A 24,390-nucleotide genomic window follows, 5' to 3' on the forward strand; every position below is an offset into this window, starting at 1 on the left:
ACGAACGCGCCATCGGGCGCCTACCTGCCTGCCGCAGGTGCAGTTTGCATGCCACTTCGGCCATTGCTGCCCATGCCCGCCACGCTGCGACGCACGTCCAGATTGCGCGAAACCACCAGCACGACCCGTCGATTGCGCGCTCGCCCTTCGACCGTATCGTTCGATACCGCGGGCTGGAACTCCCCATAGCCAACCGCGGCAAGCCGTTGCGGCGCCACACCGTCGGCCGCCAGCATGCGCACGATGCTGCTCGCGCGCGCAGCCGACAGCTCCCAGTTGGTCGGATACTTGGCGGTCGCGATCGGCAGGTTGTCGGTGAAGCCTTCGACGTGCACCGGGTTTTCGTAGGGGGCCAGGATGGCGGCGACCTTCTCGATCAAGGCAAAGGCTGCGTTGTTGGGAATCGCATCGCCACTGGGAAACAGCAGGCTCGAATTGAGCTCGATTTCCACCCATAGCTCGTTGCCACGAACGGTCAATTGCTCCTTGGCGATCAGGTCGCCAAAGGCCTCGCGCATGCTTCGAGCAATGTTCTGCAGCGGATCGGAAGCAGTCTGGTCGAGCAGCGAATCACCCGAGGGCTGATCGACCTGCGAGCGTGCCGGGTCGGTGGTACGCGGGCGCTCTTCGCCGATCGGAATCGGCTTGACCGCGCGATCCGGCTGATTGAACACGCCAACCAGCGACTCGGAAAGGATCTTGTACTTGCCCTCGTTGACCGACGAGATCGCGTACATGACCACGAAGAAGGCGAACAGCAGGGTGATGAAGTCCGCGTAGGACACCAGCCAGCGTTCGTGGTTTTCGTGTTCCTCGGCAGCGCGACGGCGTGGCATGGTGATCGCCTCAGTCGATGAAGCCTTGCAGCTTCATCTCGATGGAACGCGGGTTTTCGCCTTCGGCGATGGACAGCACGCCTTCGAGCAGCATTTCACGGTAGGTCGTCTGGCGCTGCACAAGGCTCTTGAGCTTGTTGCCGATAGGCAGCAGCAACAGGTTGGCCATGCCCACCCCATAGATCGTGGCGACAAAGGCGACCGCAATGCCATTACCCAGCTGGCTCGGGTCTGCCAGGTTGCCCATGACATGGATCAGGCCCATGACCGCGCCAATGATGCCGATGGTCGGCGCATAGCCGCCCATGCTCTCGTAGACCTTCGCGGCACGCAGGTCACGTGCCTCCTGCGTGTACAGATCGACCTCCAACACGCCGCGGATGACTTCCGGTTCCGCGCCGTCGACCAGCAGCTGCAGTCCCTTGCGCGCAAAGGGATCGGCTTCGGTTTCCGCCACCGGCTCGAGGCCGAGCAATCCTTCCTTGCGCGCGGTATTGCTCCAGCCGGTCACCTGGGAAATGCCGCCGATCATGTCGATCCGCGGCGGAAAGAAGATCCAGCCGACCATGCTCACCGCGCGCATGAACACCGCCACCGGGGTTTGCAGCAGGACCGCGCCGAGCGTGCCGCCGATCACGATCAGTGCCGCTGGCCCGTTGAGCAACGCCGAGACATGCCCCCCTTCGAGAAAATTGCCACCGACGATGGCAACAAACGCGAGGGTCAGCCCGATAAGGCTGAGCACATCCATCTAGAGAACCGCCTTCATCTAGATGCAGGCCTCGGACAGATGGCGCCCGATGTCGTCGAGGCCGTACACGGCATCGCTGAGGTTCGCCTTGACGATGGCCATCGGCATGCCATAGATCACGCAGCTTGCCTCATCCTGCGCCCAGACCTGGCTGCCGCTCTGCTTGAGCAGGCGCGCTCCCTCACGACCATCGGCGCCCATGCCGGTCAGCACCACGGCCAGAACCTTGTCGTGATAGGCCTTGGCGGCCGAGCCGAAGGTCACGTCCACGCAGGGTTTGTAATTCAGCCGCTCGTCGCCGGGCAGGATGCGCACACAGCCACGCCCATCGACCATCATCTGCTTGCCGCCTGGCGCCAGCAACGCGAGCCCCGGACGCAGCAGGTCACCGTCTTCGGCTTCCTTGACGCGAATCTTGCAGAGCTTGTCGAGGCGATCGGCGAACGCCTTGGTGAAGGCCGCCGGCATATGCTGGATCAGCACGATCGGGGCCGGGAAGCTGGACGGCAACTGAGTCAACACGCGCTGCAGCGCCACCGGCCCACCCGTCGAAGTTCCAATGGCAACCAGCTTGTAGGCCTTGCGCTTCGGGCTCGCGGCAGTCGCGCCCGGCGCAGCGCTGGCGCTGCGCGCCGGGCTTGCGGCAGACGTAGAAAAACTCGAGCTGCGCGCAGCCGGCATCGGCGCAGCATGGCTGGAGTGGGCCAGGCCGCTGTAGCGCCGATTGCTGCGCGAGACGGTGTGCACCTTCTCGCAGAGCAGCTGCTTGACCTTTTCCGGGTTGCGCGAGATGTCCTCGAAGTTCTTCGGCAGGTAGTCGACGGCGCCGGCATCCAGCGCATCGAGCGTGACGCGCGCGCCCTCGTGCGTCAGCGAGGAGAACATCAGGACCGGCGTCGGACAACGCTGCATGATCTGACGTACCGCGGTGATGCCGTCCATCATCGGCATCTCGTAATCCATGGTGATGACGTCGGGCTTGAGTGCCATCGTCTGGTCGATGGCTTCACGGCCGTTGTTCGCGGTGCCGACGACCTGAATTGCGGGGTCCGATGAGAGGATTTCGGTGACGCGCCGGCGAAAGAAGCCGGAGTCGTCCACCACCAGGACCTTGACTGCCATAAACACTCCTAGCGGCGGTGGTCCGCAGACCCCCGCCCTACTGATCAGGCCCTACGCGCGTAGCGCTTGAGCATGCTGGGAACATCGAGGATGAGCGCAATGCGTCCGTCGCCGGTAATCGTGGCGCCGGACATGCCAGGCGTGCCCTGCAGCATCTTGCCCAGCGGCTTGATCACCACCTCCTCCTGCCCGACGAGCTGGTCGACGACAAAACCGATGCTCTGGTTGCCGACGCTGAGAATGACGACATGCCCCTCGCCCTGCTCCTCGTCCGCCGCCCCGTGCACCAGCCAACGCTTGAGGTAGAACAGCGGCAGCGCCTTGTCCCGGACGATGATGACTTCCTGGCCATCGACCACGTTGGTACGCGACAGGTCGAGGTGGAAGATCTCGTTGACGTTGACCAGCGGGAAGGCGAATGCCTGGTTGCCAAGCATGACCATCAGCGTGGGCATGATCGCCAGCGTCAGCGGCACCTTGATCACGACCTTCGAGCCCTGCCCCTTGGTCGAGAAGACGTTCACCGTGCCATTGAGCTGGGAAATCTTGGTCTTCACCACGTCCATGCCGACCCCGCGGCCGGACACATCGGAAATCTCGGTCTTGGTCGAGAAGCCCGGGGCGAAGATCAGGTTGTAGCATTCCAGATCGCTCAGGCGATCGGCGGCATCCTTGTCCAGCATGCCCTTTTCGACAGCTTTGGCGCGCAGGACATTGGCGTCCATTCCCTTGCCGTCGTCGGTGATCATCAGCAGGATGTGGTCACCCTCCTGCTCGGCGGACAACACTACCCGGCCGGTGCGCGGCTTGCCTGCGGCTTCGCGATCCTCGGGAGTCTCGATGCCGTGGTCGACCGCGTTGCGCACCAGGTGCACGAGCGGATCGGCCAGCGCTTCGACCAGGTTCTTGTCGAGGTCGGTCTCTTCACCGACCAGCTCGAGGTTGATCTCTTTCTTCAGGCTGCGCGCCAGGTCGCGGACCAGGCGCGGGAAGCGACCGAATACCTTCTTGATCGGCTGCATGCGCGTCTTCATCACCGCGCTCTGCAGATCGGCCGTCACCACGTCGAGATTGGACACGGCCTTGGCCATGGCTTCGTCGCCACTGCTGGCACCCAGGCGTACCAGGCGGTTACGCACCAGCACCAGCTCGCCGACCATGTTCATGATTTCGTCCAGGCGTGCGGTATCGACCCGCACGGTGGTTTCCGCTTCGCTGGCCGGTTTCTCCGCCGTGGCGCTCGCCGCGGCAGGCGTGCCACGGGCTGGTGCCTCGGCGCGTGTCGGAGCAGCCGCCGGCGCCTTGGCCGCCGCCGGCTTGGTGGCTTTTTCCGCGGGCTTGGCCGGTGCCGCTGGCGGCGTCGCCTCGGCGGCGCTGGAACTCGCGCTGGCAGGCTCGAACTTGCCCTTGCCGTGCAGCTGATCGAGCAGCGCCTCGAATTCGTCGTCGGTGATGTGCTCGCCGCCGGTGGCTTCGCTCGCGGCTGCAACCGGTTGTTCGACCGGCTTGCCTGGCTGCGCGGCCGGCTTTTCAGCGTCCGGGGCGAACTGCCCCTTGCCATGCAGCTGGTCGAGCAACGCTTCGAATTCGTCGTCGGTGATCTCGTCGGATGCCGGCTCGGGGGCTGCGGCAGCGGGCGCCGTGCCAGCCGGCGCGGCCTCGGAAGCGCCACTGAAGCTGCCCTTGCCGTGCAGCTGGTCGAGCAGCGCTTCGAATTCGTCGTCAGTGATCTCATCAGGAGCTGCGCCCGACTCGGCCGTCGGCTCGGCCGCCGGCGCCTGGATCGCATCGAGCAGCTGCTCGTACTCGTTATCTACCGAGTCCTCGGCAGCCGCTACGACCGGCTCGGGAGCAGGTTCGGCCGCCGGTGCGGCCTCTTCGGCGCCTGCCGGCTCGGCCAGCCGCGACAGCGCGGCCAGCAGCTCGGGCGATGCCGGGGTCGGCTCGACGCGCTCGCGGACCTGATTGAACATGGCGTTGACCGAGTCCAGGGCCTGCAGCACTACGTCCATCAGCTCGGAATCTACGCGGCGCTCGCCCTTGCGTAGCGTATCGAAGACGTTTTCGGCAACGTGGCAGCACTCGACCAGCTCGTGCAGCTGCAGAAAGCCTGCGCCGCCCTTGACGGTGTGGAACCCGCGAAAGATCGCATTGAGCAGGGCCATGTCATCGGGGCTGCTTTCCAGCTCCACCAGCTGCTCAGACAATAATTCGAGAATCTCGCCGGCCTCTACCAGGAAGTCCTGGAGAATTTCTTCATCGGCGTCGAAGCTCATATTCCTGTTCCCCTAAAAACCCAGGCTCGAAAGCAGATCATCCACGTCGTCCTGTCCCGACACGACGTCCTCACGCTTATCGGCATGCATCTGCGGACCTTCACCGTTGGACGGTGATTTTTCTTGTTTTTTCTTCTCTTGCTCGGCGCGCATGGCATCGCGGTCATGCTGGATGCCTGCAACACGGTCCACCTGGCCCGCCATCAAGACGAGATTGAGCAGGTTGCTTTCGAGCTCGGTGATCAGTCGGGTGACGCGCTTGATGACCTGTCCGGTCAGATCCTGGAAGTCCTGGGCAAGCATGATTTCGCTCAGGTTCTGCGACAACAGGCTGCCGTCGTTCATGCTGCGCTTGAGGTACTGGTCGATGCGCTTGACCAGGCTGCGGAACTGGTCGGCGTCCATTTCGCGGCGCATGAAGCGCTGCCAGTCCGCCGTCAGGCTCTGGGCCTCGTAGCTCACGTAGTTGACCAGCGGCGCGGACTCCTCCACCAGGTCCATGGTGCGATTGGCGGCCTTCTCGGTCATTTCCACGACATAGGAGAGCCGGTCGGTGGCATCGGTGATCGGTGACGGATCGCCGCCAGTGGCACAGGTATCCATCTCGAGCTTGACGATGGCGTTGTGCAGCTCGCGGGTGAGCTTGCCGACTTCCTGATAAAGGCTGTGGTTGCGCGCCTGGCTGAGCTCATTGAACATCTGCGTCGCTTCGTCGAAACGACCCTGCTGCAGGCTTTCAATCAACTTGGGGGCGTTGGCCTTCAGAGTCGCTTCGAACTCTGCCAGGCTTTGATCTGCTTGCGTCATAGTGCCCTCGCGGCGTTGCTGCTTCAGCCGTTGACGCGCTCGAAGATCTTCTCGATCTTTTCCTTGAGCACCTGGGCGGTGAAGGGCTTGACCACATAGCCGTTGACCCCGGCCTGGGCCGCTTCGATGATCTGATCGCGCTTGGCTTCAGCGGTGACCATCAGTACCGGCAGATGCTTGAGGCGCTCATCGGCACGCACCTGGCGCAGCAGGTCGATGCCGCTCATGCCGGGCATGTTCCAGTCAGTCACCAGAAAATCGAAACTGCCGCTCTTGAGCATCGGCAAGGCCGTGGTGCCGTCGTCGGCCTCGGCCGTATTGGTGAACCCCAGATCACGCAAGAGGTTCTTGATGATGCGTCTCATCGTCGAGAAGTCATCGACGATGAGGATTTTCATGTTCTTGTCCAAGTCGACCTCCGTAATTCCAAAATCTCGGCAACCGAGCACGTCTCGCAGCAATACAGTCGATCAGGCGGCACGCCACTCGCCAAGGCGCGCCCGCAGACGCGCGGCACACTGGCTATGCAGCTGGCTTACGCGCGATTCGCTGACGCCCAGCACTTGACCGATTTCTTTCAAATTCAGCTCTTCGTCGTAATACAGCGACAGCACCAGCTTTTCCCGCTCGGGCAGATTGGCGATGGCATCGGCCAGGGCCTGCTGAAAACGCTCGTCTTCGAGGTCGCGGAAGGGTTCCGGGTGCGCGCTGCCGGCATCCTCGTTCAGTTCGCCGTGCTCGCCTTCCTGCAGCAGATCGTCGAAGCTGAAAAGCCGGCTGCCAAGCGTATCGCCCAGAATCCCGTAGTACTCGTCGAGGCTCAACTTAAGTTCGGCCGCAACCTCGTGATCTTTAGCGTCACGCCCGGTTCTGGCTTCGATGCCGCGGATCGCCTCGCTGACCATGCGCGAGTTGCGGTGCACCGAACGGGGCGCCCAGTCGCCCTTGCGCACCTCGTCGAGCATGGTGCCGCGGATGCGGATGCCGGCGTAGGTTTCAAAGCTGGCGCCCTTGCCCGAGTCGTATTTCTTTGCCGCTTCCAGCAGCCCGATCATCCCTGCCTGGATGAGGTCGTCGACCTGCACGCTCGCCGGAAGGCGGGCCAGCAGGTGGTAGGCGATGCGCTTGACCAGCGGGGCGTACTGATCGATCAGGCGATATTGCGCATCCTTTTCGTGTGCCTTGCTGTAATACATAGCGGATCCGGCAGTTTTCATTCGTGGTTCCCGGCAGTGCCTGGATTGATCAGTCGCTCGACGAAGAACTCCAGGTGCCCACGCGGGGTGGCAGGCAATGGCCAGGTATCGACCTTCTGCGCAATGGCCTTGAACGCCAGCGAGGACTTCGCCCGAGGATAGGCATCGTAGACGGCGCGCTGCTTCTGCACGGCCTTGCGCACCGACTCATCGTAGGGAATCGCGCCGACATATTGCAGCGCGACATCGAGAAATCGCTCGGTGACCTTGGTCAGCTTGGCGAACAGGTTGCGGCCTTCCTGCGGCGCGTGGGCCATGTTGGCCAGCACACGGAAGCGGCTGATGCCGTAGTCGCGATTGAGCAGCTTGATCAGCGCATAGGCGTCGGTGATGGACGTCGGCTCATCGGTGACCACCAACAAGACTTCCTGGGCGGCACGCACGAAGCTCACCACGGCATCGCCGATACCGGCGGCGGTGTCGATGATCAGCACATCGAGCTCATCGCCCAGCTCGCTGAAGGCCTGGATCAGACCGGCATGCTGCAGGGTCGAGAGCTGGACCATGCTCTGGGTACCGGAGGCGGCCGGCACGATGCGGATGCCGCCTGGCCCCTGGATGAGCACGTCACGCAGGTCGCACTCACCGGCGATCACATCGGCCAGCGTGCGTTTGCTGGTCAAACCCAGCAGCACATCGACGTTGGCCAGGCCGAGGTCGGCGTCGAGCAATACGACGCGGCGACCGAGATCGGCCAGGGCCAGTGCCAGATTGACCGACACATTGGTCTTGCCGACGCCACCTTTGCCGCCGGTCACCGCAATCACCTGTACGGGATGCATACCCATCTTCAAACGCCCATATGTAGCAGGCCCAAGGGGCCGACGATGCGCCTTGCGGACGCATCAGGTTTATTCGATTGCCAGCGCGCGCTCAACCCGCCCGCCGCGACGATTCGTTGTACAAGCCGGCGAACATGTCCGCCATGGTTTCCTCGCTCGGCTCTTCGTCCGACTGCAAACTGACAGCGCGACTGACCAGTTGGTGGCTGCGCGGCAGATGCAGGTCGTCCGGAATACGCGGCCCGTCGGCCAGGTAGGCTATCGGCAAATGCTGGCTGATCGTGAGCCCCAGCACATCACCGAGCGAACCAGCCTCGTCCAGCTTGGTCAGGATGCAGCCACTCAGGCCGCAGCGACGATAGTTGTGCCACGCCGCCTTGAGCACCTGGCTCTGGCTGGTCGCGGCCAGTACCAGATAATTGCGTGACTTCACGCCTCGGTCCGACAGCGCGGCCAGCTGCTGACGCAGGGTCGGATCGCTGGCCGGAAGGCCGGCGGTATCGATAAGGATGACCCGCTTGCGTGCCAGCGACGCCAGCGAGCTGGCCAACGGCTTGGCGGGATCGATCTGCACCACCGGCACGTCGAGGATTCGCCCCAGCGTCTTGAGCTGCTCCTGTGCGCCGATGCGATAGTTGTCCATGCTCGCCAGGGCAATGCTCTGCGCGCCGTGCTTGAGCACGTAGCGCGCGGCCAGCTTGGCCAGGGTGGTGGTTTTGCCGACGCCTGCCGGGCCGACCAGGGCAATCACGCCACCCTCTTCCAGCGGCTCGTTCTTGCTGACCTTGATCGACTGCGCCAGGTGCGCCAGCAGCATGCGCCAGGCCTGCCGCGGATCACTGACGGTGGAGACTTTTTCCAGCAGGCTGCGCGACAGCTCGGCCGGCAGGCCGACGCGCTGCAGGCGGCGCCAGAGGCTGGCCTGCTGCGGGCGACGGCTCTGCTCCTGGCCCCAGGCGATGGAGCCGAGCTGTACTTCGATCAGCTCACGCAGCCCCTGCAGCTCGCTGTACATGCTCTCGATGGCCCGGCTGTCGAGCGCCGGCGCCGCGCCGTTCGACACCGGCTCGGGTGCCGGCGCCGGTTTGGGCTCGTCAAGCAGTTGACGATTCTGCGCCGGCTGCGGCCGGGCGCCGGAGAGCTCTGCGTGCGCGGTGGCGATGCGCGTCTGCGTCTTGCGCAGCTCGGCTTCGAGCGCGGGATTGGGCTTCTTCGCTTCGGGCGCGGCCTGCACCGGATAATCGAGCACAGCCGTCAGCTCCACGCCGCCGGCCACGCGCCGGTTGCCGATGATCACGGCATCGGCGCCCAGCTCGTCGCGAACCATCTTCATGGCGATGCGCATATCGGCGGCGAAGAAACGTTTGACCTGCATGGCCTGCACCCTCGATTAATTCTGTCCCACCGTCGAAACGATGGTGACCTGCTTGTTGTCCGGAATTTCCTGGTAGGCCAACACATGCATGTTCGGCACCGCGAGCCGCGCGAAGCGCGAGAGCATCGCACGAACCGGACCCGCCACCAGGAGAATCGCCGGCTTGCCGAGCATTTCTTGACGCTGCGCGGCCTCCACAAGGGAGCGTTGCAACTTTTCGGCCATTCCCGGCTCCAGCAGGATGCCATCTTCGGCACCCTGTCCGGCCTTCTGCAGACTGTTGAGCAATATCTGTTCCAACCGGGGCTCGAGCGTGATGACAGGCAGCTCCGGCTCTAGTCCCACCACGTTCTGCACGATTGCACGCGACAGCGCGACACGCACTGCCGCGACCATCGCGGCGGGATCTTGACTCTTGCCGGCGACATTGGCGATGGCCTCGGCAATGGTGCGAATGTCACGAACCGGCACCTGCTCCTGCAGCAGCGTCTGCAGCACCTTGAGCAGCGTAGACAACGACACCATGCCCGGCACCAGCTCCTCGGCGAGCTTGGGCGAACTCTTGGCCAGCAGCTGCAGCAACTGCTGGACCTCTTCATGCCCCAGCAGTTCGTGAGCATGCTTGTAGAGCACCTGGTTCAGGTGCGTAGCAATCACCGTGCTGGCATCGACCACCGTGTAGCCAAGCGATTGAGCCTGGTCGCGCTGACTGCCCTCGATCCAGACCGCCTCCAGGCCGAAGGCCGGATCCTTGGCGGCGATACCATTGAGCGGACCGAACACCTGCCCGGGGTTGATTGCCAGCTCCCGGTCCGGATAGACCTCGGCTTCGGCCAGGCTGACCCCCATCAGGGTCAGCCGGTAAGCGTTGGGCATCAGGTCGAGGTTGTCACGGATGTGCACCGACGGCATGAGAAAGCCCAGATCCTGCGACAGCTTCTTGCGTACGCCCTTGATGCGCCCGAGCAACTGCCCACCCTGGTTGCGATCGACCAGCGGGATCAGGCGGTAGCCCACCTCCAGCCCGACCATGTCGACGGGCGTGACGTCATCCCAGCCAAGCTCCTTGGCTTCGGTGGCGCGCTGGGCCGGCAACATCTCCTGCTGCTTCTGCACCTCCTGCTCGGCTTGCTTCTCCGTGCGCTTCTGGCGATACCAGATCCAGTACGCACCGGCCGCAGCCAGGGCACCGAGCCCGACGAAGGAAAAATGCGGCATGCCCGGCACCAGACCCATGGCGATCAGAATTGCCGCCGACACCGCCAGCGCCTTGGGCGAAGAGAACATCTGCCGATTGACCTGCTGGCCCATGTCCTCGGAGCTGGTGACCCGCGTCACCATGATCGCCGCTGCGGTGGACAGCAGCAGCGACGGAATCTGCGCCACCAGGCCGTCACCAATGGTCAGCAGCGCGTAGACCTGGCCGGCCTCGGCAAAGCTCATGCCGTGCTGGGCCATACCGATGCCCATGCCACCGAGCAGGTTGATGAAGAGAATCAGCAGGCCGGCGATGGCATCACCGCGGACGAACTTGCTGGCACCATCCATCGATCCGTAGAAGTCCGCCTCCGAAGAGACCTCGGCGCGCCGCTTCTTGGCTTCGGCCTGGTCGATCAACCCGGCGTTGAGGTCGGCGTCGATCGCCATCTGCTTGCCCGGCATGGCATCGAGGGTGAAGCGCGCGCTGACCTCGGAGATACGCCCGGCACCCTTGGTGACCACCACGAAGTTGATGATCATCAGGATCGCGAACACCACGATACCGACGACGTAGTTACCGCCGATCACCACGTTGCCGAAGGCCTCGATCACATGGCCTGCGGCACTGCCGCCGTCGTGTCCGTGGATCAGCACCACCCGCGTCGAGGCGACGTTCAAGGCCAGGCGCAGCAGGGTGGCGACCAGCAGCACCGTCGGGAAGACCGCGAAATCCAGCGGCCGCAACGCATAGACGCTGACCAGCAGCACGACGATGGACAATGCGATGTTGAAGGTGAACAGCACGTCCAGCAGGAACGGCGGCACCGGCAGCATCATCATGCCCAGCATCACCAGCAGCAGCAGCGGCACCCCCAGGTTGCCGCGGCCGACACCGGTCAGGCTGTTGCGCATATTGATCAGTTGCGTGCGATCCAACGTGGCCCCCAGCGAAACAGAGAAAAATTGACGCGACGAAACGCTCTGCCCCGGCTATAGCAAGAAGGGGTCCAACTCAGGTGCAGCGGGCGAACCCGTCGCCCAAACGGCAGTCACACGCTGACTTGCATCCACACAACCCGAACCGAAGAAGGAGACCGCCATGAACAAGTGGATCATCGCCGCTCTGGCCAGCTGCGTGGCCGCAGCGGCGCAGGCTGAAACGCTCAACGTGCAGATGAACGCCGTCGGCGCCGATGGCGTCGGCAAGTCGGTCGGCCAGGTCAGCATCGAAACCAGCGACTACGGCCTGGTGTTCCGCCCGCAGCTGTCGGACCTGCAACCCGGCGTGCACGGCTTCCACATCCACGCCAAGGGCAGTTGCGAAACGGCCGAGATCGACGGCAAGACCACGCCGGCCGGCGCGGCAGGCGGCCACTGGGATCCGAAGAACACGGGCAAGCACGGCGAGCCCTGGGGCGACGGCCATATGGGCGACCTGCCGGCGCTCTACGTCGAGAGCGGCGGCACAGCCAAGCAGCCGGTGCTCGCACCGCGACTCAAGAGCCTCGGCGACATCAAGGGCCTGGCTCTGATGGTGCACCAGGGCGGCGACAACCATGCCGACCATCCGCAACCGCTGGGCGGCGGCGGTGCCCGCGTTGCCTGCGGTTTGATCAAATAAGCCCCGCCAGAGGCCGGCGAACGCCGGCCTCGCCTAGCTGCGATCAGGCGTCGCGGCGCAGATCCGGCGGAATCGGCAGATCGTTCAGCGGCGCCGGGCGCCGCGCCCTGCCCGCCTGGTACTGACGCAGCTGATAGACGTAGGCCAGCACTTGCGCCACTGCCAGGTAGAGTCCGGCCGGGATTTCCTGGTCGACCTCGGTCGAGTAGAACACGGCACGCGCCAGGGCCGGCGACTCCAGCACCGTCACCCGGTGTTCCTGCGCGATCTCGCGGATCTTCAGCGCCAGGAAGTCGCCACCCTTGGCTACCAGCATCGGTGCGCCGCTCTTGTCGGCGTCGTACTTCAGCGCCACGGCGAAGTGGGTCGGGTTGGTGATCACCACGTCGGCCTCAGGTACTGCCTGCATCATGCGCCGCTGCGCCGCGTCACGCTGCAACTGGCGAATGCGTGACTTCACCTCGGGCTTGCCTTCGGAATCCTTGTATTCGTCCTTGACCTCCTGCTTGGTCATCATCAGCTTCTGCTTGTGATCCCAGAGCTGGAACGGCACATCCACTGCAGCGATGAGAATCAGCCCGCAAGCCATCCACAAGGCGCTCCAGCCGACCACCTCCACGCTGTGCATGATCGCCAGATCGAGCGGCTGCTTGGCGATCGACAAGAGATCCTCCTCGTAGGCGGACAGCACCGCCAGCGCGACGAGCAACACCACGGAAAACTTGGCCAATGCCTTGAGCAGCTCCACCAGGGCCTTGGTGGAGAACATCCGCTTCAGGCCCGATGCAGGATTCATCCGGCTGAACTGCGGCGCCATGGCCTTGGCCGAGAACAGCCAGCCGCCCAGGGCGATGGGGCCGGCAATGGATGCGATCAGCAGGACCAGCAGCAGCGGCAGCACCGCCTTGAGCGCGAGCGAGCCGCCCGAGAGCAGCAGCAAGACCATGCTGCCCTGGTCGAACAGCGTTTCGCGGTTCAGCTCGAAACTGCCACGCATCAGCGTCATCAACGCCTGCGCCAGACCGCCGCCGGAGGCCAGCAGCCCACCGATGCCACCGACAGTCACCGCCACGGTGCTCAGCTCGCGGGAGCGGGCGATCTGCCCTTTCTCGCGTGACTCGCGCAGGCGTTTCTCTGTTGGCTCTTCGCTCTTGTCCGCGCCGTTTTCATTCTCGGCCATCAGCGACCTCCACCCTGCTCGGCGCGCGCCTCATCAGCGCAGCCCTACCAGTTCGCGCAGCATCTGCAGCGCCTCGCCCACGAAAGTCTGGTACTGCGCCAGGATATCGGCCATGCCGATCCAGACGACGATCAGACCGAGCACCAGGGTCAGCGGGAAACCGATGGAAAAGATGTTGAGCTGCGGCGCTGCCCGGGTCATCAGGCCGAATGCCAGGTTGATCACCAGCAGCGCGGTGATGGCCGGCAAGACCAGCAACAATCCCGCGCCCAGCACCCAGCCGAGCTTGCTGGCGACCTCCCAGTAGTGATTGGTCGACAACCCCGTCCCGACCGGCAAGGTGACAAAGCTCTCCGTGAGAATCTCGAACACCACCAGGTGCCCGTTCATCGCCAGGAACAGCAGGATCACCAGCATGTTGAAGAACTGGCCAAGCACCGGCACCGAGATGCCATTGGCCGGATCGACCATGGATGCGAAACCGAGCCCCATCTGCATCGCCAAGAGCTGGCCGGCAACGATGAACAGGTGAAAGAACAGCTGCAGGACGAAGCCGAGCATGACCCCGATGAGAATCTGCTCGGCGATCAGCAGCATCGCGCGCAGGCTCAGCGCCTCCACCTCGGGCATCGGCCCCAGGCTCGGTGCGATCACCAGGGTGATCGCCATTGCCAGATACAGGCGGATACGTACCGGGACCAGCTGCGTTCCGATGATCGGCATACTCATCAGCAACGCGCCGACGCGAAAGAGCGGCAGCATGAACTGCGCCACCCAGGCGCCGATCTGCGCGTCGGACAGTTCGAGCATCAGCCGATGATCAGCGGGATGTTGGTGATCAGGTTCTGCGTGTACTCCATCAGCTCACGCACCAGCCAGGGCCCGGCCCAGATCAGCGTCAGCAACATCACCAACAACCTCGGCAGGAAGCTCAGGGTCTGCTCGTTGATCTGCGTGGCAGCCTGAAACATCGCCACCACCAGCCCGACCACAAGGCTCGGCACCACCAGCACGCCCACGATCACGGCGGTCATCCAGAGGCCTTCACGAAATATGTCCACTGCGACTTCTGGGGTCATCGGAGGGCTCCTACAGGGTGCCGAAGCTGCCGGCCAGGGTGCCGATAATCAGCCCCCAGCCATCGACCAAGACGAACAACATGATCTTGAACGGCAGCGAAATGATCAGCGGCGACAGCATCATCATGCCCATCGCCATCAGCACGCTGGCGACGACCATGTCGATGATCAGGAAGGGAATGAAGATCATGAAGCCGATCTGAAAGGCGGTCTTCAGCTCCGAGGTGACGAACGCCGGCACCAGGATGGTCAATGGCGCCGCCTCGGGGCTCGGGATATCGGTGCGCTTGGACAGGCGCATGAACAGGTCCAGGTCGCTCTCGCGCGTCTGCGCCAGCATGAAGGCCTTGATCGGCACTTCGGCGCGCGCGATCGCGTCCTGCGCCGGCAGCTGTTCGGCCAGATAGGGCTGCAGCGCCTCGCGATTGATGCGGTCGAACACCGGCGCCATGACGAACAGCGTCAGAAACAGCGTCAGCCCGATGAGAATCTGGTTCGACGGTGTCTGCTGCAGGCCCAGCGCCTGCCGCAGGATCGAGAAGACGATGATGATCCGCGTGAAGCTCGTCATCAGCATGACGAACGCCGGAATGAAGCTCAGCGCCGTCATGATCAGCAGGATCTGCAGGCTGACCGAGTATTCCTGCTGGCCCTGCGCGTCGGTGCTCAGGGTAATGGCGGGAATCGACAAGGGATTGTCGCCGCGACCGATCAGCCCTCCGGCATCCTGCGCCAGCGTCAGGGGTGCGACGGTCAACAGCAGCACCGTCAGCAATATGCGCAGCATCAGCTCTTGTCCTTGTTGTCCTTGCCCAGCAAGTCCATCAGCCGCTGGGCGAATTCGGGATTGGCCGGCTCGGCATCCGGCATCAGCACCGGCTCCTTGAGCACGTGCAGCGGGGTGATGCGTCCACCGGCGAGGCCGATCAGCACCTGCTCGCCGCCAACCTGCACCAGCACCAGCCGCTCGCGTGGCCCCAGCGCCTGGCTGGAGATCAGCTTGATCGCCTGCGGCCCGCGCGGATTGAGTTGCTGCACCCGGCGCAGCAGCCAGGCAAGCAGGAAGATCAGGCCGATGACGAGCAACAATCCGAGCAGCAGCTTGCCCAGTTGGGCGCCCATGTCGGTACTGGTCATGCCGCTCGCCGGCTCGGCCGCGGCGGCCGACAGGCTGAACAACAGCGCGAGAACGCCAAACGCACGCATGGTCAGCGCAGCTTCTTGATGCGTTCGGTGGGGCTGATCACGTCCGTCAGGCGAATGCCGAACTTCTCGTTCACAACCACCACCTCGCCGTGCGCGATGAGCGTGCCGTTGACCAGCACATCCAGCGGCTCGCCCGCCAGGCGGTCGAGCTCGACCACCGAGCCCTGGTTGAGCTGCAGCAGGTTGCGGATGCTGATTTCGGTGCTGCCCACTTCCATGGAAATGGAGACCGGAATGTCGAGGATCACATCCAGGTTCGGCCCTTCGAGACCGAGCTGCGGGCCGTTGGACTTCGGCGGATTGTCGAAATCCTCCAGCGGCGCGCGCGGCGCAGCCGGGGCCGCCGCCGCGGGCGCCCCACCCTGGTTGAGCAGGGCATCGATGTCATCCTGGCTGGCGTCGCCGGCTTCAGCCAGGGCTGCGGCCCATTCGTCGGCCAGCGCCTGTTCCTCGGGGGAAGTGTTGTCGTGTTCGTCTGCCATCGCGGTTCCTCGAGGCTACAAATGGTTTGACCGTCAGCGCGGACGCTGCACGGGTTCGAGCACCTGCAGAGCCAGGTTGCCCTTGTGTGCGCCCAGCTTGACCTTGAAGGCCGGCATGCCATTGGCGCGCATGATCATCTCCTCCGGCATATCGACCGGAATGACGTCGCCGGGCTGCATGTTCAGGATGTCGCGCAGCTTGAGCTGACGCCGCACCACGGTCGCGCCGAGCGGCACGTTGACATCCAGGATGTCCTCGCGCAGCGCCTTGACCCAGCGCTCGTCCTGGTCGCTGACATCGGACTGGAAGCCGGCGTCGAGCATCTCGCGGATCGGCTCGATCATCGAATATGGCATGGTCACGTGCAGGTCACCGCCACCGCTGTCCAGTTCGATGTGGAAGGTCGAGACCACCACCACCTCACTGGGACTGACGATGTTCGCCAACGCCGGGTTCACCTCCGAGTTGATGTACTCGAAATTGACATCCAGCACCGCGTGCCAGGCTTCCTTGAGGTCGTTGAAGGCCTGATCGAGCACCATGCGCACCACGCGCAGCTCGGTCGGGGTGAACTCGCGGCCCTCGATCTTGGCGTGACGACCGTCGCCGCCGAAGAAGTTGTCCACCAGCTTGAACACCAGCTTGGCGTCCAGGATGAACAGCGCCGTGCCGCGCAGCGGCTTCATCTTCACCAGATTGAGGCTGGTCGGCACATACAGCGAATGCACGTACTCGCCGAATTTCATGACCTGCACACCGCCGACCGACACGTCGGCCGAGCGCCGTAACAGGTTGAACATGCTGATGCGGGTGTAACGGGCGAAGCGCTCGTTGATCATTTCCAGCGTCGGCATCCGGCCGCGGACGATACGGTCCTGGCTGGTGAGGTCGTAGCTCTTGATCGAACCCGGTTCAGCGTCGCTCTCGGTATCCACCAGACCGTCGTCGACGCCATGCAGCAGTGCATCGATCTCGTCTTGCGAAAGCAGGTCTTGAACAGCCATGCGCCGGGCCTTCTATTGCAGTACGAAGTTGGTGAACAGCACTTGCTCGACGGCAAGCTTGCCGATTTCCTTCTGTGCCAGTTCCTGCACGGTACTGGTTGCCTGCTGCCGCAGCATCTCCTTGCCGACGGGCGTCATCAGCGTGGCGAAATCCTGGCCGGAGAAGAGCATCACCAGGCGATTGCGCAGCAGCGGCATATGTTGTTTGAGTGCATCGAGCGCCACTTGATCGCGTGACATCAGTGCGACGCTCACCTGCATGTAGCGCTGGCGCCCGTTGTGATTGAAGTTGACCACGAATGCCGGCATCAGCGATTCATAGATCGCTGGCGCCTTGCCCGCCGGCGTGGTAGTGGCCTGCTCGGCCTCCGCCTTCGGCTCGTCGGCGTCGCGACCGAGGAAGAACAGCGTTCCGCCGATCGACAGGCCGATGGCCAGCAGAAACGCCACGGCGATGGCGATGATCAGTTTGAGCTTGCCCTTGCCGCCGCCTGCCTCTTCGGCGCCGGGAATCGGCGGTCCTGGGGGTACCGGTTTCTTTGCCATGCCAAAATTCCGTCATCTTGCTCGTGTGAGCTCGGTTGCCAACGCAAGGAGCAACTGCTGTGCCAAGTGACCAGAGCCACCTGCCAGTCGCGCCTCGCCGAGGTGTCAGGCCATGAGGCCGTTGGAGCGGGACAAGGCTCGCGCCGCTCGACGCCGGAGGCAAGCGGAAAAGCGCGGAGTTCGGGCCGGGCACGCGCCCTGGAGTGGCGAAGGCCCCGATGCGGGCCGCGATGGGCGCTCAGGCAGGCGCGTGGCGCGACGGCACAGCGGCGGCGCAAGCGAGCGGGCACGCCACGCGCTGCGCCGGGCGCGGGAGATCAGGCGTAGTAGTCGACCAGCCCGCGATTGCCAGCCGCCCGATTGGCGGAAACTTCGCTGCTGCCGAGCACAACCTCGCTGTCGTCCGCCGCCGCTCCGCCAGCGCCGCCGCGCCCCGCGGTCGCCTCGCCCTGTTCACGGCCCTGCCAGCCGCGCGACAGTGACTGGTCGGAGACGTTGACGTTCATCAGCCCGAGGCCCTGCTGGTCGAACATGTCGCGTAGCCGCTGCATCTGGCCTTCCAGCGCATCGCGCACACCGGCATGCGGGCTGAGGAAGGTGATCTGCGCCTGGTCACGATTCATGTCGATGCGCACTTCCATGCGCCCGAGCTCAGCCGGGTCCAGCTGGATTTCCGCGGACTGCAGGTTCTGGCTCGACAGCCACATCACCCGGTCGGCCACGGCCTCGCTCCAACCGGCCTGATGCATCTGTACCGGCTGCCCGGGGACCAGCATTGGCCGCGCGGCCTGCGCCACGGGCTGGGGGTTGGCGACCTGGGCCGCGGCGGCCGAGAAACGCGGTGCGTTCGGCTCGCCAGCGCTCTGGCGCGATTCTTTCGGGCCTTCGGCGCTTTCGAGCAGCTCGGCGAAGCTGCCCGCCTGCTCTTCCGGTGTTGTCTCACCCTTCAGGGCCGCCTCTTCGAGCACGCTTTCGGCCTCGACCGCCTCACCCGTGCCAGCGCTCAGGTCGGCGGGCTGCACGCCGCCAGGCACCATCGCTTTCTTGCCTTGGGCGTCGACCTGCAGGCCGACGTTCAGCGCCGCCTCGCCTTCGGGCGCGCCGGCATCGGTGAGCACCGGCGCCTGCAAGGTCGGGCTGGCAAAGAGCCCCTCGGGCTCTGTCAGGACGTCCGAGGCAGCGTCCTCGGCTGTTTCTGACGCCGCGTCCTCGACTGGCAGCTGCCCGCCGCCAAGCCCGAACAACAGCAGCGGATCGAGCTCACCTTCGGCCACCGGCTCATCCGGCGACGGCTGTTCGTCGGCAGGCAAGGGTTTGCCGCTCTCGGCAACCGTCGGCTTTTCGACGCTTTCGCCTTTTGCCGCTTCACGCGTCTCGGCGGGCTTGTCCGCTTCGCGGCGCGCCGGCGCAGCCGGGCGCTCGGCCGGCTTGGCCTGACGTTCACGGGCATACACGTCGGAAAAGCTGGAACGCCCGTTATCCGCGGGCTCGCGGGAAGCTTCCGAGGTACGTGCAGGTGCCTTCGGTCGCGCATCGAGGGTCGAGGTTTGCAGCAGGAAATCCGGGGAAACGGCCATGGCGGGTTACGCTCGCAGAGTATTACAGCCGAGTCAGAGCAAGTTTCGCGCCAGCTGCCAATCAGGCGAATCGCTGACGCTCGGCACGAAAGAGAATGCCGACGATCGCAAACTCACGCTCGATTCGCTCGACGCAGACCGCCGCCTGTTCGAGCGCGCCTTGCCGGGCGATTTCCTCGAGTTCGAAGCAGAGCTCGGCCAGGCGCAGCGCACCCAGGTTGCTGCAACTGCCCTTGAAGCTGTGCGCGGCGCGCCGCAAGGCTTCGCCCTCACCCTGAGCCAGGGCATCCTGGATGGTGCGCAGGCGATCCTGCGAGTCGATGAGAAAGGTATCCAGCAATACCGGATACTCGGCCTCCATCACGTCCTGCAGGGTGGCCAGGACAGCGCTGTCCAGATGCTCGTCTGCCACTGGCACCTCCTTCAGGCAAAGGCGCGATTATGCATGAGCGCCCCAGCGAAACTCCACGTTCAAGGCACCGTCGGCGGTCGCGTAGAGCGCGTCGCTCAGTTGCCGAACCAGGCGCAGGCCGCGGCCGCCCAACCCCGCCGGGCTATGGCTGTCGTCCAGCACCCGCGCGACGTCGAAGCCGCTGCCACTGTCGCGCACGCCAATGCGCAACCGCCCACCCTGCTCATCGCTGCACACTGCCAGGCTCAGCTGGATGCAGCCGCTGGCCAGTTCGGCAAGGCGCTGGCGGCGCAGCTCGTAATAGCGCGCGAAGCCTTCGGCGTCGCGCTTGATCGCCGAATCCAGGGCCAGCACACCATGCTCCAACGCGTTGGAGTAGAGCTCGGCCAGCACCGAGTAGACCTCGCCGGCGCGCGGTCGCAGCTGTGGCGTTTGCAGCAGCACCTGCAACAGCAACGGCAATGGGTTGGACGTGCGCAGGCTGTCGGCACGCAATTCGAATTGCGCCGACCAATCGATCGCACGAGGGGCCGTGGCGGCCAGCGTCGAGAACGCGCCGCCACGCAGGGGAACCTCACCCAGGCTGACTTCGACCAGGCTCACGTCGTCCTGGGCCTGGCCGTGAAACGCGGCCAGCGCCTGCTCGATGTGATCGAACAGCCGATCCGGCGCGGCGCTGTCGAGCAGCTCGAGCAGCCGCGCTTCGCCAAAGAGTTCGTCGCGGGCGTTGCGACTTTCCACCACGCCATCGGACAGCAGCAGCAGCCGATCCCCATCCAGCAGCGGCAACGTCTCGCAATGACTGTCGAACTTCGCCGCCGGGAGCACGCCAAGCGGCAGATGACGCGAGCGCAGCGCGGTGCGCGAGCCGTCGGCGTGAACCAGGTAGCCGTCCGGTAACCCGCCATTCCAGACGCGCAGGACGCGACGATCGAAGTCGATGTCCAGCAGCGCCGCACAGCAGAACATCTCAACCGGCAGAATGAGCTTCAGCTTGGCGTTCAGCTCGCGCAGGATGTCGCCGCTAGAGTGCCCCTTGGCAGTCATGCCGTAGAAGGTTTCGGCCAGGGGCATCGCACCGATCGCGGCCGGCAGGCCGTGCCCGGTGAAGTCGCCGAGCAGGACGAACATGTGCCCGGCCGGCGCCTGCGCCGCCAGCAGCAGATCGCCGTTGAACAGTGCCCGCGGTGACTGCCGATAGCGGATGTTCGGAATCCCCAGACAGCCGGCATGCGCGACCTTGTCGAAGATCGCCTTGGCGGCGCGCTGTTCGTCGAGCAACTGCTGGTTACGCCGGGCGATCAGGTCGCGCTGCTCCAGCACCGTGGCCTGCAGGCGACGCAGACGATGCAGCGCCTTGATCTTGGCTTCGAGAATGATCGGGTTGTAGGGCTTGGCGATGAAGTCGTCGCCGCCCGCCTCGAGGCAGCGCACCAGCGCCTCGTTCTCGCTCAGCGAGGTGAGAAAGATGATCGGCACCAGCTCGTCGCCGGCCAGCGTCTTGATCGTGCGGGCCGCATCGAAGCCGTCCATCACCGGCATCAACGCATCCATCAAGACCAGCTGCGGGCGCTCCTGCTCGAATAGCGCGACCGCCTCCAGGCCATTGGCTGCCGTCAGTACGCGATGGCCCTGTCGCGAGACGATGGTCGACAGCAGCATGCGATCGACCGGGCTGTCCTCGGCAACCAGAATGGTCAGCCCGCTGCTCATGCTCAGGCGATCACGAAGAGCTTTTCGAAATTGGAAACCTGCAGAATGCGCCTGACATCCGGGTTGCAGTTGAGCAGCCGGATATCGGCCTCGTCGCCGCCGGCGTGGTCGCGCAGCAACAGCAGCATGCCAAGCGCCGAACTGTCGAGATAGTTGGCACCCTGCAGGTCGAGCACATAGCGTTGCGGCTGGACGTCGGAGCGCAGGTAGGCCTCGCGAAAGGCCTGGTGCGCGTTGAAGTCGAAGCGACCGTTAATGACGATCGTCAGCTCGCGGCCATCCGCCGATGGCTGGGAAGTTATGGTCATGTAGCATCCTTCTGATGCGGTACGAGGTTTGGCAGGTCGGCACGGTCCGACGGGCTTCGCTCACTCTGTCATTCGAAAACAGCGGGCGACCTGCGCCGCGCAGGCGGCAGGCTCACTGCTCAGCGGATGGGCTCGCTCTGTTCTCTTCAACGACCTGTCGCGGGCTGCTGCAATGAAGCGGGACACATTTATCACTCCGTGCCCGGCAGCGGCAAGCGTCATTCCTGCTTGCGCGACGCCAGCCGCTGGGCGAATTCGTCGAGCAGCTTCTGCTCGCGCTTGTCGGCCGCGACGCGCGCTTCGCGCAGATAGCTCTCGACCAGCTTGCCCAGCCCCTCCAGACGAGCATGGCGCTGCTGCCACTGGGCGCGCAGCTTGCCCAGGTTATCGCGGTGCCAGGCGACACTGCGGCGCTGCTGGGCGATTGCCGATTCGAGCTGCGAAAGAAAGCGCTGGTAATTCATCAGCCACTGCCCGGACACACCCTGGCTCCCCTGGCGCTGCCATTGCTGCTGATAGTCGCTGAAATACTGTTCGAGCTCGGCGAGCTTGCCTTCGGCCTGATTGAGCTGGGCCTGCCCTTGGCCGAGCATCCGCGCCGCCTCGCGCTCGGCCTTCTCGGCCATCTCGACGACCGGCGCCATGCGGTCGGCCCGACTAGGCGCCACGACTCAACTCCGCTAGCGCGTCTGGCCGAGTGCCGGCTGCAAGCATGATGCGCCCTCGCTCCATCAACCGGCCGGCCGCGGTCCGAACACCGCCGACAGCTGCGCCACGCTGGTCGCCAGCGGTTCACTCTCGTCCAACCCCTGGCGCAGGTAGCGCACCATGTCGGCCTGGCGGGCGATTGCCAGATCGGTCTCCGGATCGCCGCCGGCCACGTAAGCGCCGACGCTGATCAGGTCGCGGCTCTGCTGATAGCGCGACCAGAGCTGCTTGAAGCGTTGCGCGCTGCGCAGGTGCTCGACGCCGACCACCGCCGGCATCACGCGGCTGATCGAGGCCTCGATGTCGATCGCCGGATAGTGCCCCTCCTCGGCCAGGCGCCGGGACAGCACGATGTGCCCGTCGAGTACGCCGCGCGCGGCATCGGCGATGGGGTCCTGCTGATCGTCGCCCTCGGAAAGCACGGTGTAGAAGGCGGTGATCGAGCCGCCACCCTTTTCCGCGTTGCCGGCGCGCTCGACCAGGCTCGGCAGCTTGGCGAACACCGAAGGCGGATAACCCTTGGTCGCCGGCGGCTCGCCGATGGCCAGGGCGATCTCGCGCTGGGCCTGTGCATAGCGGGTCAGCGAATCCATGAGCAGCAGGACGTTCTTGCCCTTGTCGCGAAAATATTCGGCGATGCGCGTGCAGTACTGCGCCGCGCGCAGACGCATCAGCGGCGCGTCGTCGGCTGGCGAGGCCACCACCACCGAACGCTTGATGCTCTCCTCGCCAAGAATGTGCTCGATGAATTCCTTCACCTCGCGGCCCCGCTCGCCGATCAGCCCGACGACGATGATGTCGGCCTCGGTGAACTTGGTCATCATGCCCAGCAACACCGACTTACCGACACCGGTACCGGCGAACAGGCCCAGCCGCTGGCCACGCCCGACCGTCAGCAGGCCGTTGATGCTGCGAATGCCGACGTCCAGCGGCTCGCTGATCGGGTGGCGCTTGAGCGGGTTGATCACCGGGCCATCCATCGGCACCCAGTCTTCGGCACGCATGCCGCCCTTGCCATCCAGCGCGCGGCCGGCGCCATCGAGCACGCGGCCGAGCATCGACATACCCATCGGCAGGCGGCCCGTGTTCGGCAGCGGTACCACGCGCGCTCCCGGAGCGATTCCGGCCAGGCTGCCAACCGGCATGAGGTACAGCTTGCCGGCCGAGAAGCCCATGACTTCGGCCTCGACCTGGGTCGGGTGATAGCTGTCGTCGTTGATCACCAGGCAGCGGCTGCCGACCGCCGCCCGCAAGCCCTCGGCCTCCAGCGTCAGGCCGACCATGCGCAGCAGCCGCCCCTCGAGAATCGGCTGACTTGGCAGCGCGATCGCCTCGCCATAGGTCGACAGACGCTTGGCGAAGCTGACCCGTTCAAGACGCATCGTGGCTACCCATGTCCAGCTGCAGATCCGCTTCCGGTGGGTGCGTGGCGTTCTCGCGCTGCTGCTCGAACAACTGCTTGATCGCCTGCGACAGGCGCGTCTCGATGCTGGCATCGATACGGCTATGCTCGGTCTCGATGTGGCAGCCGCCGGGCAGCAGGCTGGCGTCCTCGAGAATCCGCCAGCTCTCCTCGTGCCGCTCGCGCAGCGCCTTGACCGATTCGAAATCCTGCGGATTGACGTGGATACGCACATTGGAGGCGCCCATCGGCAGCAGCTTGAGCGCCTCGCGCAGGACCTGGCGGATCTGACTGGAATCGATCAGCAGGTCGCGCTGGATCACTTCGCGCGCCATATGACTGACGAGCGTGACCAGCGAATGCTCGAGGTTGCGATCCTGCTCGGCGATCGGCTCGAGCAGCTGCGCCATGAGTTTTTCCAGGCTTTCCAGGCGGCTGGCCAGGGTCGCCTCGGCCTCCTGCCGGGCCTTGAGCTGTCCGGCATGAAAGCCGTCCCGCTCGCCCGTGCTGAACCCTTCGTTGTAGGCCTCCTGGCGGATGGCCTCGAGTTCATCGAGCGTCAGCGGTTTGACTTCCTCGACCGGGACCTCTTCGCTGTGAGCGGTCTCTTCGGGCGGCGGCTCCGGAGCCTCGCTCGGCTGTTCGTCGGGCTCGCGTTCCGGATCGAAGCTCGGCAGCGCCCAGCGATCAAAGACGCTGACGTCGCGCGCGCGGATCAGCTCGCTCGGATTGTCTTTAGCCATCGG

The 24,390-nt window shown here is 64.7% G+C and carries 26 protein-coding genes; 1 reads left to right on the forward strand and 25 read right to left on the reverse strand.

Annotated features, from left to right (window positions below):
- Window positions 1–20: 20 nt before the first annotated feature.
- The 10 genes from motD to flhA form a co-directional block, all read right to left on the reverse strand.
- Window positions 21–836, reverse strand: coding sequence for a flagellar motor protein MotD (motD, locus tag AC0KXH_RS12020; protein WP_224110088.1), 816 nt, complete (start codon window positions 834–836; stop codon window positions 21–23).
- Window positions 837–846: 10 nt separating this feature from the next.
- Window positions 847–1,587 carry a flagellar motor protein gene (locus AC0KXH_RS12025; RefSeq protein WP_041106428.1) on the reverse strand — a complete coding sequence of 247 codons (741 nt, stop codon included), beginning with the start codon at window positions 1,585–1,587 and terminating at the stop codon, window positions 847–849.
- Window positions 1,588–1,605: 18 nt separating this feature from the next.
- Window positions 1,606–2,709, reverse strand: a complete 1,104-nt coding sequence (locus AC0KXH_RS12030) for a protein-glutamate methylesterase/protein-glutamine glutaminase (RefSeq protein WP_488223463.1) — start codon at window positions 2,707–2,709, stop codon at window positions 1,606–1,608.
- Window positions 2,710–2,753: 44 nt separating this feature from the next.
- Complete coding sequence (locus AC0KXH_RS12035; protein ID WP_488223464.1) at window positions 2,754–4,985, reverse strand: chemotaxis protein CheA; 2,232 nt, start codon at window positions 4,983–4,985, stop codon at window positions 2,754–2,756.
- Between the two features lie 12 nt (window positions 4,986–4,997).
- Window positions 4,998–5,792, reverse strand: coding sequence for a protein phosphatase CheZ (locus tag AC0KXH_RS12040; protein ID WP_041106434.1), 795 nt, complete (start codon window positions 5,790–5,792; stop codon window positions 4,998–5,000).
- A 23-nt stretch (window positions 5,793–5,815) separates the two neighbouring features.
- Window positions 5,816–6,190 carry a chemotaxis response regulator CheY gene (locus tag AC0KXH_RS12045; RefSeq protein WP_173425371.1) on the reverse strand — a complete coding sequence of 125 codons (375 nt, stop codon included), beginning with the start codon at window positions 6,188–6,190 and terminating at the stop codon, window positions 5,816–5,818.
- Between the two features lie 72 nt (window positions 6,191–6,262).
- Window positions 6,263–6,988: an RNA polymerase sigma factor FliA gene (fliA, locus tag AC0KXH_RS12050; protein ID WP_043220912.1), complete on the reverse strand. Its 726-nt coding sequence runs from the start codon at window positions 6,986–6,988 to the stop codon at window positions 6,263–6,265.
- A 17-nt stretch (window positions 6,989–7,005) separates the two neighbouring features.
- A complete protein-coding gene (fleN, locus tag AC0KXH_RS12055) occupies window positions 7,006–7,836 on the reverse strand; it encodes a flagellar synthesis regulator FleN (protein WP_043220914.1) in 831 nt (276 codons plus the stop codon).
- Window positions 7,837–7,921: 85 nt separating this feature from the next.
- Entirely contained in the window at window positions 7,922–9,205 is a 1,284-nt protein-coding gene (gene flhF, locus AC0KXH_RS12060) for a flagellar biosynthesis GTPase FlhF (RefSeq protein ID WP_237144996.1), read from the reverse strand.
- A 15-nt stretch (window positions 9,206–9,220) separates the two neighbouring features.
- Window positions 9,221–11,341, reverse strand: coding sequence for a flagellar biosynthesis protein FlhA (gene flhA / locus AC0KXH_RS12065; RefSeq protein ID WP_041106444.1), 2,121 nt, complete (start codon window positions 11,339–11,341; stop codon window positions 9,221–9,223).
- 163 nt (window positions 11,342–11,504) lie between these two features.
- Between flhA and sodC the strand changes: the two genes are divergently transcribed.
- Window positions 11,505–12,026: a superoxide dismutase family protein gene (gene sodC / locus AC0KXH_RS12070; RefSeq protein ID WP_043220920.1), complete on the forward strand. Its 522-nt coding sequence runs from the start codon at window positions 11,505–11,507 to the stop codon at window positions 12,024–12,026.
- 43 nt (window positions 12,027–12,069) lie between these two features.
- Here the strand turns inward: sodC and flhB are convergent, their stop codons facing one another.
- From flhB to fliH, 15 genes are all read right to left on the reverse strand, one after another.
- Entirely contained in the window at window positions 12,070–13,206 is a 1,137-nt protein-coding gene (flhB, locus tag AC0KXH_RS12075) for a flagellar biosynthesis protein FlhB (RefSeq protein ID WP_312763470.1), read from the reverse strand.
- Between the two features lie 33 nt (window positions 13,207–13,239).
- A complete protein-coding gene (fliR, locus tag AC0KXH_RS12080; protein ID WP_041106449.1) occupies window positions 13,240–14,016 on the reverse strand; it encodes a flagellar biosynthetic protein FliR in 777 nt (258 codons plus the stop codon).
- Window positions 14,016–14,285 (reverse strand): flagellar biosynthesis protein FliQ, encoded by a 270-nt coding sequence (gene fliQ, locus AC0KXH_RS12085; protein WP_043220922.1) that lies wholly within the window; start codon window positions 14,283–14,285, stop codon window positions 14,016–14,018. Before fliQ ends, fliR begins: the two co-directional genes overlap by 1 nt.
- A gap of 10 nt (window positions 14,286–14,295) precedes the next feature.
- Window positions 14,296–15,072 carry a flagellar type III secretion system pore protein FliP gene (gene fliP / locus AC0KXH_RS12090; RefSeq protein WP_041106452.1) on the reverse strand — a complete coding sequence of 259 codons (777 nt, stop codon included), beginning with the start codon at window positions 15,070–15,072 and terminating at the stop codon, window positions 14,296–14,298.
- The gene (gene fliO / locus AC0KXH_RS12095) at window positions 15,072–15,491 is read right to left on the reverse strand and encodes a flagellar biosynthetic protein FliO (RefSeq protein ID WP_043220925.1); all 420 of its coding nucleotides are present in this window, start codon (window positions 15,489–15,491) and stop codon (window positions 15,072–15,074) included. Before fliO ends, fliP begins: the two co-directional genes overlap by 1 nt.
- Before the next feature lie 2 nt (window positions 15,492–15,493).
- Window positions 15,494–15,973 carry a flagellar motor switch protein FliN gene (fliN, locus tag AC0KXH_RS12100; RefSeq protein ID WP_041106456.1) on the reverse strand — a complete coding sequence of 160 codons (480 nt, stop codon included), beginning with the start codon at window positions 15,971–15,973 and terminating at the stop codon, window positions 15,494–15,496.
- Between the two features lie 33 nt (window positions 15,974–16,006).
- Window positions 16,007–16,978 (reverse strand): flagellar motor switch protein FliM, encoded by a 972-nt coding sequence (fliM, locus tag AC0KXH_RS12105; protein ID WP_041106458.1) that lies wholly within the window; start codon window positions 16,976–16,978, stop codon window positions 16,007–16,009.
- A 12-nt stretch (window positions 16,979–16,990) separates the two neighbouring features.
- Window positions 16,991–17,524 (reverse strand): flagellar basal body-associated protein FliL, encoded by a 534-nt coding sequence (fliL, locus tag AC0KXH_RS12110; protein ID WP_488223465.1) that lies wholly within the window; start codon window positions 17,522–17,524, stop codon window positions 16,991–16,993.
- A gap of 317 nt (window positions 17,525–17,841) precedes the next feature.
- On the reverse strand, window positions 17,842–19,101 hold the full coding sequence (locus AC0KXH_RS12115; protein ID WP_488223466.1) for a flagellar hook-length control protein FliK: 1,260 nt from the start codon (window positions 19,099–19,101) through the stop codon (window positions 17,842–17,844).
- A gap of 61 nt (window positions 19,102–19,162) precedes the next feature.
- Window positions 19,163–19,513 (reverse strand): Hpt domain-containing protein, encoded by a 351-nt coding sequence (locus AC0KXH_RS12120; protein ID WP_041106462.1) that lies wholly within the window; start codon window positions 19,511–19,513, stop codon window positions 19,163–19,165.
- A gap of 27 nt (window positions 19,514–19,540) precedes the next feature.
- The gene (locus AC0KXH_RS12125) at window positions 19,541–21,226 is read right to left on the reverse strand and encodes an ATP-binding SpoIIE family protein phosphatase (protein ID WP_043220929.1); all 1,686 of its coding nucleotides are present in this window, start codon (window positions 21,224–21,226) and stop codon (window positions 19,541–19,543) included.
- A gap of 2 nt (window positions 21,227–21,228) precedes the next feature.
- Window positions 21,229–21,534: an STAS domain-containing protein gene (locus AC0KXH_RS12130; protein WP_041106464.1), complete on the reverse strand. Its 306-nt coding sequence runs from the start codon at window positions 21,532–21,534 to the stop codon at window positions 21,229–21,231.
- Between the two features lie 218 nt (window positions 21,535–21,752).
- A complete protein-coding gene (gene fliJ / locus AC0KXH_RS12135) occupies window positions 21,753–22,202 on the reverse strand; it encodes a flagellar export protein FliJ (RefSeq protein ID WP_043220932.1) in 450 nt (149 codons plus the stop codon).
- 63 nt (window positions 22,203–22,265) lie between these two features.
- Complete coding sequence (fliI, locus tag AC0KXH_RS12140; RefSeq protein ID WP_041106466.1) at window positions 22,266–23,624, reverse strand: flagellar protein export ATPase FliI; 1,359 nt, start codon at window positions 23,622–23,624, stop codon at window positions 22,266–22,268.
- The gene (gene fliH, locus AC0KXH_RS12145; RefSeq protein ID WP_313327605.1) at window positions 23,614–24,387 is read right to left on the reverse strand and encodes a flagellar assembly protein FliH; all 774 of its coding nucleotides are present in this window, start codon (window positions 24,385–24,387) and stop codon (window positions 23,614–23,616) included. Before fliH ends, fliI begins: the two co-directional genes overlap by 11 nt.
- Between the last annotated feature and the right edge of the window lie 3 nt (window positions 24,388–24,390).

It is taken from the genome of Stutzerimonas sp. CXK-1 (genome assembly GCF_057738225.1).

Excerpts from the sequence above, each read along its gene's own strand:
- motD (WP_224110088.1), bottom strand. The coding sequence starts at position 836 with ATGCCACGCCGTCGCGCTGCCGAGGAACACGAAAACCACGAACGCTGG.
- AC0KXH_RS12025 (WP_041106428.1), bottom strand. The coding sequence starts at position 1,587 with ATGGATGTGCTCAGCCTTATCGGGCTGACCCTCGCGTTTGTTGCCATC.
- AC0KXH_RS12030 (WP_488223463.1), bottom strand. The coding sequence starts at position 2,709 with ATGGCAGTCAAGGTCCTGGTGGTGGACGACTCCGGCTTCTTTCGCCGG.
- AC0KXH_RS12035 (WP_488223464.1), bottom strand. The coding sequence starts at position 4,985 with ATGAGCTTCGACGCCGATGAAGAAATTCTCCAGGACTTCCTGGTAGAG.
- AC0KXH_RS12040 (WP_041106434.1), bottom strand. The coding sequence starts at position 5,792 with ATGACGCAAGCAGATCAAAGCCTGGCAGAGTTCGAAGCGACTCTGAAG.
- AC0KXH_RS12045 (WP_173425371.1), bottom strand. The coding sequence starts at position 6,190 with ATGAAAATCCTCATCGTCGATGACTTCTCGACGATGAGACGCATCATC.
- fliA (WP_043220912.1), bottom strand. The coding sequence starts at position 6,988 with ATGTATTACAGCAAGGCACACGAAAAGGATGCGCAATATCGCCTGATC.
- fleN (WP_043220914.1), bottom strand. The coding sequence starts at position 7,836 with ATGGGTATGCATCCCGTACAGGTGATTGCGGTGACCGGCGGCAAAGGT.
- flhF (WP_237144996.1), bottom strand. The coding sequence starts at position 9,205 with ATGCAGGTCAAACGTTTCTTCGCCGCCGATATGCGCATCGCCATGAAG.
- sodC (WP_043220920.1), top strand. The coding sequence starts at position 11,505 with ATGAACAAGTGGATCATCGCCGCTCTGGCCAGCTGCGTGGCCGCAGCG.
- flhB (WP_312763470.1), bottom strand. The coding sequence starts at position 13,206 with ATGGCCGAGAATGAAAACGGCGCGGACAAGAGCGAAGAGCCAACAGAG.
- fliR (WP_041106449.1), bottom strand. The coding sequence starts at position 14,016 with ATGCTCGAACTGTCCGACGCGCAGATCGGCGCCTGGGTGGCGCAGTTC.
- fliQ (WP_043220922.1), bottom strand. The coding sequence starts at position 14,285 with ATGACCCCAGAAGTCGCAGTGGACATATTTCGTGAAGGCCTCTGGATG.
- fliP (WP_041106452.1), bottom strand. The coding sequence starts at position 15,072 with ATGCTGCGCATATTGCTGACGGTGCTGCTGTTGACCGTCGCACCCCTG.
- fliO (WP_043220925.1), bottom strand. The coding sequence starts at position 15,491 with ATGCGTGCGTTTGGCGTTCTCGCGCTGTTGTTCAGCCTGTCGGCCGCC.
- fliN (WP_041106456.1), bottom strand. The coding sequence starts at position 15,973 with ATGGCAGACGAACACGACAACACTTCCCCCGAGGAACAGGCGCTGGCC.
- fliM (WP_041106458.1), bottom strand. The coding sequence starts at position 16,978 with ATGGCTGTTCAAGACCTGCTTTCGCAAGACGAGATCGATGCACTGCTG.
- fliL (WP_488223465.1), bottom strand. The coding sequence starts at position 17,524 with ATGGCAAAGAAACCGGTACCCCCAGGACCGCCGATTCCCGGCGCCGAA.
- AC0KXH_RS12115 (WP_488223466.1), bottom strand. The coding sequence starts at position 19,101 with ATGGCCGTTTCCCCGGATTTCCTGCTGCAAACCTCGACCCTCGATGCG.
- AC0KXH_RS12125 (WP_043220929.1), bottom strand. The coding sequence starts at position 21,226 with ATGAGCAGCGGGCTGACCATTCTGGTTGCCGAGGACAGCCCGGTCGAT.
- AC0KXH_RS12130 (WP_041106464.1), bottom strand. The coding sequence starts at position 21,534 with ATGACCATAACTTCCCAGCCATCGGCGGATGGCCGCGAGCTGACGATC.
- fliI (WP_041106466.1), bottom strand. The coding sequence starts at position 23,624 with ATGCGTCTTGAACGGGTCAGCTTCGCCAAGCGTCTGTCGACCTATGGC.
- fliH (WP_313327605.1), bottom strand. The coding sequence starts at position 24,387 with ATGGCTAAAGACAATCCGAGCGAGCTGATCCGCGCGCGCGACGTCAGC.